This window comes from Agrobacterium tumefaciens, assembly GCF_005221385.1.
GTDB lineage: Bacteria > Pseudomonadota > Alphaproteobacteria > Rhizobiales > Rhizobiaceae > Agrobacterium > Agrobacterium tomkonis.
Genome location: NZ_CP039903.1, coordinates 2,452,590 through 2,467,384 on the forward strand (window position 1 = coordinate 2,452,590; position 14,795 = coordinate 2,467,384).

Annotated in this window: 12 protein-coding genes; 9 read left to right on the forward strand and 3 right to left on the reverse strand. The window is 58.9% G+C overall.

Translation table 11 applies throughout. From position 1 onward, the window contains the following. The first annotated feature begins 81 nt into the window (after positions 1–81). Together CFBP6623_RS12360 and CFBP6623_RS12365 are read left to right on the forward strand one after the other, a co-directional pair. Entirely contained in the window at positions 82–1,179 is a 1,098-nt protein-coding gene (locus CFBP6623_RS12360; protein ID WP_046799493.1) for a glycosyltransferase family 4 protein, read from the forward strand. Next, positions 1,176–1,919: a polysaccharide deacetylase family protein gene (locus CFBP6623_RS12365; RefSeq protein ID WP_046799494.1), complete on the forward strand. Its 744-nt coding sequence runs from the start codon at positions 1,176–1,178 to the stop codon at positions 1,917–1,919. The genes CFBP6623_RS12360 and CFBP6623_RS12365 overlap by 4 nt, the downstream gene beginning before the upstream one ends. Here CFBP6623_RS12365 and CFBP6623_RS12370 read toward each other — a convergent pair. Continuing rightward, positions 1,911–2,870 (reverse strand): glycosyltransferase family 32 protein, encoded by a 960-nt coding sequence (locus CFBP6623_RS12370; RefSeq protein WP_046799495.1) that lies wholly within the window; start codon positions 2,868–2,870, stop codon positions 1,911–1,913. The genes CFBP6623_RS12365 and CFBP6623_RS12370 overlap by 9 nt on opposite strands. A gap of 211 nt (positions 2,871–3,081) precedes the next feature. Between CFBP6623_RS12370 and CFBP6623_RS12375 the strand changes: the two genes are divergently transcribed. The 7 genes from CFBP6623_RS12375 (at position 3,082) to CFBP6623_RS12405 (ending at position 12,764) form a co-directional block, all read left to right on the forward strand. Next, the gene (locus CFBP6623_RS12375; protein WP_046799496.1) at positions 3,082–4,974 is read left to right on the forward strand and encodes an ABC transporter ATP-binding protein; all 1,893 of its coding nucleotides are present in this window, start codon (positions 3,082–3,084) and stop codon (positions 4,972–4,974) included. Continuing rightward, positions 4,971–6,872 (forward strand): ABC transporter substrate-binding protein, encoded by a 1,902-nt coding sequence (locus CFBP6623_RS12380; RefSeq protein WP_046799497.1) that lies wholly within the window; start codon positions 4,971–4,973, stop codon positions 6,870–6,872. Before CFBP6623_RS12375 ends, CFBP6623_RS12380 begins: the two co-directional genes overlap by 4 nt. Position 6,873: 1 nt before the next feature. Beyond that, positions 6,874–7,872 (forward strand): ABC transporter permease, encoded by a 999-nt coding sequence (locus CFBP6623_RS12385; RefSeq protein ID WP_046799498.1) that lies wholly within the window; start codon positions 6,874–6,876, stop codon positions 7,870–7,872. After that, on the forward strand, positions 7,869–9,044 hold the full coding sequence (locus CFBP6623_RS12390; RefSeq protein ID WP_046799499.1) for an ABC transporter permease: 1,176 nt from the start codon (positions 7,869–7,871) through the stop codon (positions 9,042–9,044). The genes CFBP6623_RS12385 and CFBP6623_RS12390 overlap by 4 nt, the downstream gene beginning before the upstream one ends. 72 nt (positions 9,045–9,116) lie before the next feature. Beyond that, positions 9,117–10,325, forward strand: a complete 1,209-nt coding sequence (locus CFBP6623_RS12395) for a glycosyltransferase family protein (RefSeq protein WP_046799500.1) — start codon at positions 9,117–9,119, stop codon at positions 10,323–10,325. Between the two features lie 43 nt (positions 10,326–10,368). Next, a complete protein-coding gene (locus CFBP6623_RS12400) occupies positions 10,369–11,616 on the forward strand; it encodes a glycosyltransferase (protein WP_046799501.1) in 1,248 nt (415 codons plus the stop codon). Then, a complete protein-coding gene (locus CFBP6623_RS12405; protein WP_080841842.1) occupies positions 11,613–12,764 on the forward strand; it encodes a glycosyltransferase family protein in 1,152 nt (383 codons plus the stop codon). The genes CFBP6623_RS12400 and CFBP6623_RS12405 overlap by 4 nt, the downstream gene beginning before the upstream one ends. Here CFBP6623_RS12405 and CFBP6623_RS12410 read toward each other — a convergent pair. Then, complete coding sequence (locus CFBP6623_RS12410; protein ID WP_046799503.1) at positions 12,730–13,470, reverse strand: copper homeostasis protein CutC; 741 nt, start codon at positions 13,468–13,470, stop codon at positions 12,730–12,732. The genes CFBP6623_RS12405 and CFBP6623_RS12410 overlap by 35 nt on opposite strands. Positions 13,471–13,549: 79 nt before the next feature. Further along, on the reverse strand, positions 13,550–14,755 hold the full coding sequence (locus CFBP6623_RS12415) for an MFS transporter (protein WP_062654426.1): 1,206 nt from the start codon (positions 14,753–14,755) through the stop codon (positions 13,550–13,552). Positions 14,756–14,795 lie beyond the last annotated feature (40 nt).

A 14,795-nucleotide genomic window follows, 5' to 3' on the forward strand; every position in this document is an offset into this window, starting at 1 on the left:
CAAGAATGGCCGGGCTGTCAAGGCTCGTCCCTTTCAAATTCCGGTTGACGCAGGAACCGCCGCCAACGCACAACCGTCGGCATGAAGATCGCTTTTTATTCGCCGCTCAAATCGCCCAACCATCCCGTTCCTTCCGGAGACCGGTTGATGGGGCGCCTGCTGATGCAGGCGATGATGATGGGCGGCCACACGGTCTTCGTTGCTTCCGAACTGCGCAGCTTTTTGAAACAGGCGGACGATCCGGCACGAACCTCGCTTGTCGATGCGGCCGAGCGTGAAATCGAGACGATGACCAAGCGCTGGGAACAGGAAGGCGCGCCGGACCTCTGGTTCTGTTACCACCCTTACTACAAGGCCCCGGATTTACTCGGGCCGGAACTCACCAGCCGTTTCGATATTGCCTACGTCACCGCCGAGGCCTCCTATTCGCCAAAGCGCAATGCCATGGGCTGGCAGGCGATACAGGATGAATTGCTGGCCGCATTGAACGCGGCCGCGGTCAATATCTGCTTCACCGCACGGGATCGCGAAGGGCTTTTGCGCGCTTCCCCAACCCTGCACTCTGCAATGTTGCCGCCCTTTATCGATACCGAAAAGTTTCTTGCGAATGCCCCAGACCCGACACCGGCAAAGCTCATCACCGTCGCCATGATGCGGGCGGGCGACAAGCTGAACAGCTATCGCGCGCTTTCTGAAGCACTCGCTTTGTTACCGCAGGATCTCGACTGGACGCTGGATATCATCGGTGACGGGCCGGAACGCGGCGCCATAGAGGCCATGTTCAGCGCATTTCCCGACAACCGTCTTGTCTGGCACGGAGAAACAACCGCAACCGAGATCGCCGCGCTTCTTTCCAAAGCATCCCTCTATGTCTGGCCCGGCCATGGCGAGGCCTATGGTCTTGCCTATCTTGAGGCACAGGCCGCCGGCCTGCCGGTGGTGGCCGAAAAAGTGGCCGGTGTTCCCGAAGTGGTAAAATCCGGCATCACAGGATTACTGACACCGGAAAATGATACAGCCGCCTATGCCGACGCAATCAAAACCCTGCTGGGCAATGACAGGCAGCGCGAAGAACTGGCAAAAGCGGCCCGCCATTTCGTCGTCAATGAACGATCGCTGGAAAACGCCGCAACAACGCTGGACCATATCCTGCTGCAAGCAAAGGCGCGAAGATCATGAGTGTAGAAAAACTGGTTGCAGCACTGGATGAATGCAGCCGGCGCGGCATGACCGCCGATCTCTGGCTCCGGGACGACGATGCCGTGAAGCCGACATCCGCGCTCGATACGCTGCTTGATCTTTGCCGCAGCTTTTCCGTTCCGGTCACCCTCGCAGTCATTCCCGAAATGACGACGGACAGGCTCGCGCAATATCTGGATGCGTCAGATATTGCCCATGTGGCCGTGCATGGCTGGTCGCACACAAATTATGCCGGGAACGGCGAGAAGAAACAGGAACTCGGAGCTCACCGGGAGCTTTCCCTCGTTCTCGACGAATTGCAATCCGGACTGGATAAACTCCACGACCTGCATGGCACACGTTTCGTGCCGATGCTCGTGCCGCCATGGAACCGCGTGGATGGCATTGTCATCGAGGGATTGGCGGGTCTCGGATATCGCGCCCTGTCCGTTTTCGGCCCGGAAAAAAACACCCTGCCGCCGCGTCTGAACACCCATGTCGACGTGATCGACTGGCACGGCAGCCGAGGCGGCCGCGACGACGACATCCTTTTCGCCGAAACCGCTGCCCGCATCCTGAAGACTGCCGAAGACGGCGGCACCACCGGCATCCTCACCCATCATCTCGTGCACGACGAGAATGTCTGGCGTTTTCTTCGTCGGTTTTTCGAAGCAACCAAAAATCATCCCGCTGCTAGATGGCGCTCTTCCAGAGACCTCGTTGACGAAATCTCACCATGATTTCCAGGCGATCAGCAGACCATTCGCCTCGGTGAGCTCCTGCCGAAGCGCTTCGACCGCCGCAAACGGCGTGCGATCGGCAAGAGACGCAGCAACGAACGCCGCCGGTGCGAGGCTGATGCTTCCCTCCCGGGCGATGACAGTAAAAATCAGCGGTCCGGTCGACCACCAGGCCGGTGCGCGCGGCATTTCCTTGACGATACCGGGAAACGCCTCCAGCATCCTGCGAAAAACCGGATGACCTGCGGGAGCGGCGATAAAGGAGTTGGCAAGCAACATGCTGCCCTGCCCCGTATCACGCGGCGTTTTTTCGTCGAATGCCGTCAGCCCCACCAGAGGCAGGAATGCATCGAAACTCACATCGTCACGCGCCGGATACCAGTCGCAATCGAGATAAATGCCGCCAAACCGTTCCAGTACAATATAACGGGCCACATCCACCGCGCCCGGATAATCTCCCTGATCCAGCATGGTCTTGAAGACGGCGTCTGCAAACACGCCTTCCCGCTCAAGATCGGCCTCCCGCCAGAGGCGGTAGCCATATCCGTGCCTTGCGGCATGAGCGGCCCAGGCTTCCACCGATACCGGCGGGGCTTTTTGCCCGATCCATATCTGGTGGATGAACCGAGGCACATTTTCCCTGCTTTTGAGATTGAGCGTGTGGCGCTCTTCCGGCGAAAACTGTGCATATTTTGCCAGCACATGAGGCGGCGGCACCAGCGTATATTGGTAACCGATTTTGGCAACCATATCGCCTTCCGCCTTGGCAAGGCGCAATCGCGCCGCGTGCAGCCGGCGTGGCAGGCCAAGCACCGTCCGCTCGCCCATCAGGTGCCCATCTTTTTCCGCAACCAGAGATAGGAGAAGCACGTGCGCTTCCGCATATTGGCCGTCATTTTGCAACTGTCGGGCTTTCTCCAGCTGCGCGTCATAATATTTCTTGTCGGACATGGATCCTCATCCAGAAACACTCGTTAACATATCGCCAAACAAGAGCCGTCAGGCAAGCCATTGCGTTTCAGAAGCCGGCTTTGAATTTGCTGCACAATTCGATGTTTCAGAAGCATAGACAGACAACAAACCCTGCGATAACGTGCCTTTAAGCCCTCCTGAGCAAATTGTCACAAGGCAACGATAAAGAGACGGCAAGGAACCCTTTGGCATGAGCGCAGGCGCAGATTTGCTCCGTATTGAAAATCTGCGGGTCTCGTTTTCTCTTATGGGCGGCACCATTGATGCCGTGAGGGGCACCAGCCTTCGCATCCTTCCCGGAAAAGTCACGGCACTTGTGGGAGAATCCGGCTCGGGCAAATCCGTCATCGGCCAGACCATCATGGGCATCCATCCCAAAACGGCGCGGGTGAACGGCCGGGTGCTCTTCACCGATCCGGAAAATGCTGCAGCCGGCCCCGTCGATCTGCTGCAATTGCCGAAAGACGGCCGGGAAATCCGCTCGATACGCGGAAACCGCATCGGGCTGATTTTTCAGGAGCCCATGACCTCCTTTTCGCCGCTGCACACCGTCGGTAATCAGATCGATGAGGCGCTGCGCATCCACAGCATTCTGTCACCGGCGGAACGCGCGGAAAAAATGTATGAAACGCTCGACCTCGTAGGGTTTTCCAAACCCAAGAAGGTCGTAAACATGTATCCCTTCGAATTATCCGGCGGCATGCGCCAGCGCGCCATGATCGCCATGGCGCTGATCTGTCGTCCGGCGCTGCTGATCGCCGATGAGCCGACGACGGCGCTCGACGTGACCATCCAGGCGCAAATCCTCAAGCTGCTGCGTGATCTCCAGAGCCGGCTGAACATGAGCATGTTGCTCATCACCCACGATCTCGGCGTGGTGGCAAACATCGCCGACGAAGTTGCCGTGATCTATCAGGGCGAGATCATGGAAGCCGGAACGGTCGACGAGATTTTCAAGTCGCCAAGCCATCCCTATCTCAAGGGCCTGATGGCCGCCGTGCCGCATTTTGACATGAAGCCCGGTGAGAGGCTGAAGGCGCTGCGTGAAATCAAGGTTGATCACGAAAGCCTTGTCGGCAAAAAAACCGCTGCGGTGAACAAGACCCCCGGCCCGCTTTTGACTGTTGATAACATCAGCAAGACCTTCACGACCCGCAAGTCCAGCTGGTTCCGCAAAGGCGACGCCAACGCCACCAAAGCCGTCAACAGCGTCAGTTTCGAAATCCGCCGTGGCGAATGCCTCGGGCTGGTGGGCGAGAGCGGCAGCGGCAAGACCACCGTCAGCAAGATCCTCATGCGCGCCGTCCGTCCGGATGAAGGCTCCGTCACCTTCCACCGTCCGCAGGGCGATATCGACGTCCTCAATGCCAGGGACGGCGACCTCAAGGAGCTGCGCTCGAAAATACAGATGGTCTTTCAGGACCCCATCTCCTCACTGTCTCCGCGCATGACGGTCGGCAACATCTTAAGCGAGCCGCTGGAAATCCACGGGCGGGGTGATGCGAAATACCGCGCCGAAAAAGTCCGCAATCTCGTCAAGGCCATCGGCCTTGGAGAAAGCGCGCTGAACCGCTATCCCCACAGCTTCTCCGGCGGCCAGAGGCAGCGCATTGGCATTGCGAGAGCACTGGCGCTCGGGCCCGAACTGCTGATCTGTGACGAACCCGTTTCCGCACTCGATGTCTCGGTTCAGGCACAGATCCTCAACCTGCTCAAGGATTTGCAGAAAGACCTCGGCCTCACCTACCTCTTCATCTCGCACAATCTGGCGGTGGTGGATTATATGGCCGACCGCGTGGCCGTGATGTGCGAAGGCCGCATCGTTGAGTTGGCACCACGGGAAATCATGATGCGCTCCCCCGTGCATCCCTACACGAAATCGCTGCTGGCGGCCGTTCCCTTTCCCGACCTCGACCGTCCGCTCGATTTCCGTACCATTGGGAAAATCAGCGCGACGGGCAAATTCGACTGGGGCAAACAGTTCCGTGACGAGGGTGATGGCGACATGATTTCCGCCGATCTGGGCGACGGCCACTTCGTTCTCGCAAACGGCAACGTTGATATCCGGGAGCTTCGCCCTTGATCACGCGCCGCACCACTCTCGCCCTGCTGGCCTCCGTCTTCCTGCCGGCCTATGCGCGCGCCGCCTATACCGACCCCGATTATTTCAAAGAAAAGCGGGAAAAGGGCGAGTTGCCCGACGTTGCGGAACGCCTGCCGAAAAACCCCCGCGTCATGAATATGAAATCGCTCGGCCGCGAGCCGGGAAAACATGGCGGCTCCGTGCGCATGCTCATCGGCGGCCAACGCGATATCAGGCTGATGCCTATCAGCAATTATGCCCGGCTGGTCGGTTATGACGAAAAATTCGAGCTGCACCCGGACATTCTGGAAAGCTACGACGTTCAGGAAGAACGCATCTTCACCTTCAAGCTGCGCGAGGGCCACAAATGGTCCGATGGCAGCGACTTTACCTCGGAGGATTTCCGCTATTTCTGGGAGGATGTCGCTCTCAATAAGGAAATCCATAAGGGCGGTCCGCCGATCGAACTTCTGGTCAACAACAATCCGCCCCTGATCGAAGTCGTCGACCAGATGACCGTGCGTTACACCTGGGAAGGTCCGAACCCGGATTTTCTGGCGAAACTTGCAGCTGCCTCGCCGGCGAGACTGTTCCTGCCCGCCGCTTATATGAAGCAGTTCCACATCAAATATCAGACTGCCGAAAATCTCGCCAAACTCATCAAGAAGAACAAGGCGGATGACTGGAGCGGTCTGCATATCAAGATGTCGCGGCAGGTGCGTCCGGAAAACCCCGCTTTGCCAACGCTGGACGCATGGCGCAACACGACCTCGCCACCGGCCGAACAGTTCGTGTTCGAGCGCAACCCCTATTACCATCGCGTCGATGAAAACGGCCTGCAGCTGCCCTATCTCGATCGCTTCCTGCTGAACGTCACCTCATCCGACATTATCTCGGCCAAAACGGCATCCGGCGACAGCGATCTGCAATATTTCGGCCTCGATTTCGCCGACTACACCTTCCTGAAGGATGCCGAAAAGCGCTTCCCCCTGAAGGTCAACCTTTACAAGCGCTCGCAAGGATCGCGCGTTGCGCTTCTGCCGAACCTCAATTGCGCCGACCCGGCATGGCGGGGTTATTTCCAGGATGTGCGGGTGCGCCGTGCACTGTCCCTTGCGATCAACCGGCACGAAATCAACATGGTCTGTTTTTACGGGCTGGCGAAGGAAAGCGCCGACACGGTTCTGCCGGAAAGCCCGCTCTACCGGCCGGAATTTGCCGAAGCCTGGAGCGCCTTCGACCGCGCGGCAGCCAACAGGCTGCTCGATGAAGTGGGTCTCGACAAGCGCGACAATGCCGGCATAAGGCTCCTGCCCGATGGCCGCCCGGCCTATATCATCGTTGAGACGACAGGCGAAAGCACGCTCGAGACAGACGTGATGGAGCTGGTGACGGATCATTGGCGGCATATCGGCGTTGCGGTTTCGGTCCGCCCCACCCAGCGCGATGTCTTCCGCAAGCGCGCCATGGGCGGTGAGGTGATGATGTCGGTATGGATGGGCATGGACAATGGTGTGCCGACCCCGGACATGCTGCCTTCCGGCCTTGCGCCCACCGGTGACGACCAGTTGCAATGGCCGGTCTGGGGCATCCATTATCTTTCCGGCGGCCGCGAAGGCAAGGAGCCCGATTTGCCGGAGGCGGCACATCTGCTCGGCCTCCTGAAAAAATGGCGCCGAAGCGTCACCGAGGAAGAGCGCGAGGCCATCTGGCTGGAAATGCTGGGCATCTATACGCAGCAGGTATTTTCCATCGGCATCGTCAACGGCGCGCTTCAGCCTGTCGTCCATGTCAAACGGATGCGAAACGTGCCGGAAAAAGCGCTTTTCGGTTATGAACCCACATCGTATCTCGGCGTCTACCTGCCGGATGCCTTCTGGTACGACGGGGACGCCTGATATGCTGCGATATATTCTCAAGCGCATCCTCGTCATGATCCCCACGCTGATCCTGATTTCGATGCTGGTCTTCACCATCATCGAACTGCCGCCGGGCGATTATTTCGAAAGCTATGTCGCCGAACTGCGTGCCATGGGCGAGACGGCCAACCTTGCCGAAATCGAAGAGCTGCGCGTCCGCTACGGCTTCGACCAGCCTGCTCCGATTCGCTACTTCCGCTGGGCGACGGGCATGCTGGTCGGCGATTTCGGTTATTCCTTCGAATATCAGCTGCCCGTTAGCGATGTCGTCGGAGATCGCCTCTGGCTCACGGTTCTCGTGTCGTTCCTCACCATCATCGTCACCTGGCTGATCGCCTTTCCAATCGGCATCTACTCTGCCACGCATAAATATAGCTGGGGCGATTATGGCCTGACCTTTCTCGGCCTGCTCGGCATCGCCATCCCCAACTTCATGCTGGCGCTGATCCTGATGTATTTTGCCAATATCTGGTTCGGCATCTCCATCGGCCATCTGATGGATCGGGAATATCTGAACCAGGCGATGAGCTGGGCGAAGTTCAGATCGATCCTCGAACATATCTGGATACCCGTCCTCATCATCGGAACGGCTGGCACAGCCGGCATGATCCGCCGCCTGCGCGCCAATCTTCTGGACGAATTGCAGAAACAATATGTCGTCACCGCCCGGGCCAAGGGCCTGCACCCCTTCAAGGTGCTGACCAAATACCCTTTGCGCATGGCGCTGAATTTCTTCATCTCGGATATCGGCTCGATCCTGCCCGCCATCATATCAGGTGCGGAAATCACCGCCGTCGTCCTGTCGCTCGAGACCACCGGCCCCATGCTCATCCGGGCCCTGCAAAGCCAGGACATGTATCTGGCCGGTTCGTTCCTGATGTTCCTCGCTTTCCTGACGGTGATCGGCGTTCTGGTGTCGGATATCGCCCTTGCCATACTCGACCCGCGAATCCGCTTCGGAGGTGGTAACGTCAAATGACTTCATCCATCCCGAATTCAGGCGAAGCGCTGCCCCACTACGTCTCGACCGCGCCTTTCGATCCTTCGCTGATCGAACCGAACACATCCGGAATGGCAGCCTTCAGCAAGGCATCGCAGCTGAAGCTCATGTGGTGGCAGTTCCGCCAACACAGGATCGCGGTGTGGTCCGGCGCCTTTCTGGTGGTGCTTTATCTTTCGATCCTGATCAGCGAGTTCCTCGCGCCCTACAATCTCCATACCCGCAATATTGAACATATCTACGCCCCGCCACAGGCCATTCATTTGTTCGATAACGGAAAATTTGTCGGGCCTTTCGTATACGGTCGGGAAATGACGCTCGACATGGACAATCTGCGGCGTGTCTATCGCGACGTGCCAACGGATGTTCAGCCGCTACGTTTCTTCTGCAAGGGCGATACCTACCGTTTCTGGGGCATGTTCGAAGGCAGGACCCATTTTGTATGCCCCGCTGAAGGCGGCGAAATGTTCCTGCTCGGCACCGACCGGCTCGGACGCGATGTGCTGTCGCGGATCATCTACGGTGCGCGCATCTCGCTTACCATCGGCCTTCTCGGCGTCGCCATGAGCTTCGTTCTCGGCATTGTGATCGGCGGTCTCGCCGGTTATCGCGGCGGCACCTTCGATCTGATTGTCCAGCGCATCATTGAGGTCCTGCAATCCATTCCAAGCATTCCGCTATGGTTGGCGCTTGCGGCAATCATGCCGGTGACCTGGAGCCCGATCCTCGTCTATCTCGGCATCACCATCATTCTCGGCATGCTGGACTGGACAGGACTGGCGCGTGCCGTGCGCTCGAAATTGCTGGCGCTTCGCGAGGAAGACTATGTTTTGGCTGCACAATTGATGGGTGCGGGCACACCGCGCATCATCGGCAGACATCTTATTCCCGGCTTCATGTCACACCTCATCGCTTCGGCCACATTGACGATACCGGGCATGATCCTCGGCGAAACCGCGCTGAGCTTTCTCGGTCTAGGTCTGCGCCCGCCGATCACAAGTTGGGGAATTCTGCTCACGGAGGCGCGCAGCGTCAGCGTCATTGCGCTATATCCATGGCTTCTCATACCGACGATCCCGGTCGTTCTCGTCATTCTGGCCTTTAATTTCTTCGGTGACGGACTACGTGATGCTGCGGACCCTTTCAGATAAAATGGAATACGCCTTGATGAACTGCCTTTCCGCCATCGCCTTTAACGTGAAAGGCAATAAGAGGTGTGGCCCATGACCTCCCGTTTGAACGACGCGCGTATTCTCATGTACAGCCACGATTCTTTCGGCCTCGGGCATCTGCGGCGTTGTCGCACGATCGCCCATGCGCTGGTGGAAGATTATCGCGGCCTCAACGTCCTCATCATTTCCGGTGCCACCATTGCCGGCGCTTTCGATTATCGCGCCCGCGTCGATTTCGTGAAAATCCCGAGCGTCATCAAGCTGCGCAACGGCGAATATACTTCGATGGACAGGCACATCGATCTTCAGGAAACCCTGAAGATGCGCCGCTCCATCATCTATCATACGGCCGAAAGCTTTAAGCCTGACATCTTCATCGTCGACAAGGAACCCATGGGTCTTCGCGGTGAAGTGGAGGAAACCCTCGCCTATCTCAAGGGACAGGGAACCAAGCTCGTCATCGGCCTGCGCGATGTCATGGATGCGCCGCAACTGCTCGAAGCCGAGTGGAAGCGCAACAACGTCATGACCAAGATCGGCCAGTTCTATGACCATGTCTGGGTCTATGGCCCGCCGGATTTCCACGACCCGCTGACGGGGCTGGATGTCCCCGAAAACGTTCGTGACAAGATGGATTTCGTCGGCTTCCTGCAAAGGTCGAAAACGCAGGCAGAAACCGTGGCGCACCGGCCGGTAGGCGATTACCTTCTCATCACCACCGGCGGCGGCGGCGATGGCAGCGAATTGATCGACGATGTCATCAACGCCTACCGCCATGACAGCGAACTGACACATAAGGCACTTGTGGTGCTCGGCCCCTATATGCCGGCCGATCAGCGCCAGCGCTTCATGAGCAGCGTTGCCGATATTCCCCATATCGAGATCATCGAATTCGACAACCGCATGGAAGATCTTGTCGCCGGCGCCCAGGCCGTCGTGTCGATGGGCGGCTATAACACCGTCTGCGAGATTTTGTCCTTCGACAAGCCCGCCCTCGTCGTGCCGCGCACCGTGCCGCGGGAAGAGCAGCTGATCCGCGCCAGCCGCGCCTCGGAACTCGGCCTTTTCGACATGCTTTTGCCGGAGGACGCCGAAAACCCCGCAAAAATGGCGGAAGCTCTCAAAGCCCTGCCGAACCGTGCACCGCCCTCCGTCAATTCGCGGGAGCTGAAGCTCGACGGCCTGGAAAACATATCGAAACGGATCGCCGAATGGCTGCCGCCCGAGGGCGAGCGGATGCCAATCACGCTCACCGCGTGACCGGCTCCCTGATAATCACCGCTTCAAAAGAGACACGCGCAACGTGACCGATACAAAAAAAATCGTGGTGCTCCTCAAGGGCTATCCGCGCCTGTCCGAGACTTTCATCGCCCAGGAACTTCTCGGACTTGAAAAGGCCGGACTGAAACTCGAGCTCATGTCCATGCGCCGGCCGACAGACAAAAAGCGTCATCCCGTTCATGACGAAATCCGCGCGCCCGTCACATACCTGCCGGAATATCTGCATGAGGAACCCCTGCGTGTTCTGAAAGCGCTCTGGGCCTGCCGAAAAAAGCCGGGCTTCACCAAGGCGCTCCGCCGGTTTTTCAGCGATCTGCCGCATGATCTCAGCCGCAACCGTTTCCGCCGTTTCGGGCAGGCCGCCGTGCTGGCGCATGAATGGCCTGTGGATGCCGAGTGGCTGCATGTTCACTTCATTCACACGCCCGCCTCGGTCGCCGCCTATACTCATCTGATCACCGGAACGCCCTGGACGATTTCCGCTCACGCCAAGGATATCTGGACCTCGGACGATCGCGACCTTGCCGCCAAGCTGCAGAGCGCCCGTTGGGCAGTGACCTGCACCGCCGGCGGTTTTCAGCACCTGCAGACCCTTGCCGGGGCAAAACGGAATGTGCATCTCAGCTATCACGGGCTCGATCTCACCCGCTTCCCGCATTTCGAAACATCGCGACCAGTACGAGATGGATCGGACGCAGATGATCCGGTCCGGATTTTAAGCGTCGGCCGGGCAGTCAAGAAAAAAGGCATCGATATTCTGCTACAGGCGCTTGCCTCGCTGCCGCAAGAGGTCCATTGGCGTTTCACCCATATCGGTGGCGGCGACGAACTTGCCGTGCTGAAGAAACTCGCCGATGAGCTTGGCATCGCCGACAGGATCGTCTGGACCGGCGCCATGGACCAGAAGCAGGTGCTGGAGAATTACCGCGAAGCCGATCTCTTCGCGCTTGCCTGCCGCATCACCAGCGATGGCGACCGCGACGGCCTTCCCAATGTGCTGGTCGAAGCGGCCAGCCAGGCGCTGACCTGCATTTCCACCAATATTTCCGGCATTCCGGAGTTTTTCGTCTCTGGCGAAAACGGCCTGCTGACCGAGTCGGAAAATCCCGCCGCCTTCGCCGAGGCGTTGCGCGCCGCGATCACCGATCCGCAATTGCGTCAGCGTTTGGGTGCTGCCGCCGAGAACCGCGTGCGAACCGCCTTCGATCACCGCACCAGCATTAACGAGCTGAAAGCCCTGTTTGAGACCGAATGGGAAAAAGCACCATGAGTGATCCGGAAAAGCGCCCTTCCGTCTTTTTCTACGTCCAGCACCTTCTGGGTATCGGCCACATCGCCCGCGCCAGCCGCATTGCCAATGCCCTTCAGGCGGATGGTTTCGATGTCGTTCTGGTCACAGGCGGCACCCCGGTTCCGGGCTTTCCGGGTGAGGGAATCCGCCATGTCGAATTGCCGCCGATCGCCGTCAGTGATGGCAGCTTTTCCGGTCTTGTCGACAGTTCCGGGAAACCAGTGGACGACGCCTTCAGGAAGCTTCGAACCGATATGCTGATCGGCGCCTATCACGGTGCAAAACCCGATATCGTCATCATCGAAGCTTTCCCCTTCGGCCGCAGGCAGGTGCGGTTCGAATTACTGCCGCTTCTGGACGAGATCGAGGACAGCGAACCGCGCCCACTGGTCATGACATCGCTGCGCGACATTTTACAGGAAAAAACCAAGCCGGGCCGGGACGAAGAAACCGTGTCGCTGGTGAAAAAACATTTCGATGCCGTGCTGGTGCATGGTGATCCGGATTTCGCCCGGCTGGAAGACACCTTTCCCCTCGCCGGCGAGATCAGTCAGCGCATCGTCTATACTGGCCTTGTCGCCCCGAACCCACCGCCGCAACCGGCGGAGAAATTCGATATCGTAGTGTCCGCCGGCGGTGGCGCAGTCGGTGCAGCACTTGTTAGGGCCGCCCTTGAGGCCGCACCGCTGCTGGACGGCATCAAAAACTGGTGCCTCGTCACCGGCCCCAACATGCCCCAGGTGGATTTCGATGCAATTTCGGCTGAGGCACCGGACAATGTCTCTGTCTTCCGTTTCCGCAAGGATTTCGCGAGTCTGCTCGCCGGCGCGCGCCTTTCGGTTTCGCAGGCCGGTTACAATACCGTCTGCGATATTCTTCAGGCCAAATGCCGTTCTCTCCTCATTCCCTTCGCGGCGGGTGGCGAAACCGAACAGAGCGCCCGTGCCGAGCGGCTCGTGCGGCTGGGGTTGGCACATGTGCTGGAGGAAAAGGATATCTCCGCGCAATCCATGGCCGACGCGATCACGGCGGCATTGGCCCTGCCCGGACCGGACACGATCCACCTTGATCTCGATGGCGCGGCCGGTACGGCTAGAGCTTTGCGCCGCCTTTATGATGAGCGGTGAGGATCGCCCTTAATTCGCGAACCGCCGCCTCATCCGTGCCCTTGCGACCATCGCCGGTGAAACCGAGCTTCGCTACCCGGCTTTCCGGATCATAAGGCGGGACGGCGGAACAGGATGCGTGGATTTCCGTGATCGGAAAGCGATCCAGCAATGCCTGCACGCTCTGCGGACGCACACCGGCACCCGGCATGATGACGATCCGGCCTGCGGCGATCTCCGATAGATGCGCCAGAGCCTCGATCCCCTCAAGCGCTGAACGTGCGCCGCCGGAAGTGAGAATTCTCGGGAAGCCCAGCGCAATGGCGGCCTCAAGGGCCTCATCCATGTCGGGAACGACATCAAAGGCGCGGTGCAATGTCATATCCAGCCCATCGGCGTGACGGCACAGTTCTTCAAGCAGGGCAATATCAAGCGAGCCGTCGCCAAGCGATGCGCCAAGCACCAGGCCGGAAAGGCCTGCCGCACGTGCCGCATCGATATCGCGTTTCATCACATCGGCTTCGTCGCGCGTGAACACGAAGTCACCGGCGCGTGGCCTGATCATCACGCTGACAGGCAATCCACAGGACGCCGCCCGTTGCATGAAGCCGGCAGACGGCGTGACGCCACCGCCGGAGAGCGCAGCGCATAACTCGATCCGATCGGCTCCGCCCCGAACCGCCGCTTCCAGACCGGCCACATCGTCCACGCAAATCTCGAGAATCATCCTAACCTCTTTCATTTGAACGTGCCCTGTTTACGCACCGGACCATCCGAAACCCGCCCGCACTTTTCGGTCCGACGCTCTACCTGCGGCGACCCGTCCCATCAAGCGTGTAGAGCATATAAACGCCGCCAAGACCCACAATCGCCCCCAATATGGAGGTTCCCGAATAAGTGGAAACCATCGTTCCCAAGGCAAAAATCAACGCGCCAAGACCGGCGCCGAGGAAGATATTGACCGCGATCAGCGAGCTTCCAAGCCCCGGCCGGTCCGCGATCAACTCCTGCAGATAAGTGATGGGGATGCTGATGATGGCAGCAGCCCCCAGCGCGCTGATGAAAGTCTGCGCGTAGATATGCCAGGGTTCCGTCGCAAGCCCCTGCAGAATGAGGTAAAGCGCATAAAGCACCGCTCCCGCCGCCAAGGTCAGGGTTTGCGGCACCTTCTTCTCGATCCAGCCCCATAAGAGAATGAAGACGATTTCCAGCGCGGCGACGATGCCCGCCACGATGCCGATATCCGCCACCGTGCCCTTCGCCTGGCCCGTTATGATGAGCGAACGTATCGAATCATTGAGATGCAGCATCGAGCAGATGAGCGCGATTGCGATGATCCGCAACAAAACCCGCCGTGATCCGATTTCCGCAAGCGAGGCACGCAGACCGAAACGCGCTTCCGTATTCACCGCCGCCGGCGTGGCGGCCCGAGGCAGGCAGAAGGCCACGAGCAGAAAGCAGACGAGTGCGCACAGGCCCGAAAACAGGAACGCCGTCAGCATATTGCCGGAACTGATGAGAAAAATGCCGACGATGCCCGGCACCAGCACCCATGACAGCGAGATGGTGGCCCGCATGATCGAGTTTACGGCAATCATGTCGCCAGTCGAAAGGTTGCGGGCATCGGCGCGTACATGCGCGAAGATCAGCGAGTTCATCGCCCCGAAAATCGGCAGGAGAATGAGCTTCGCGCTCACAAAGGCCGTGGCGTTACCCGCCAGATAAACCAGCATATAGCCGCTGACACCGAAGAGCGCGATGAACAGCATGGGCTTGCGATATTCGCCCAGCCTGTCGGCGACGATGCCCATCAGTACGCTGGCGCTGACATTGATGATGGCGGCAAACAGCATCAGCAGGGAATAGACGGTGTTGCTGAGTCCGATTTCGCGAATGCCGATGACCGCCTGATAAGGTGCGGTCGCCGCATTCGAAAATCCGAAAAACAGGATGGCGAGCGCCCCGATGCGGATCGACGGATTGTTGATGACGATGGAAAGAGCCGACGGCATGGATATTCGCCTGAGATGATCCGGCCCCGCCGGATCGCTG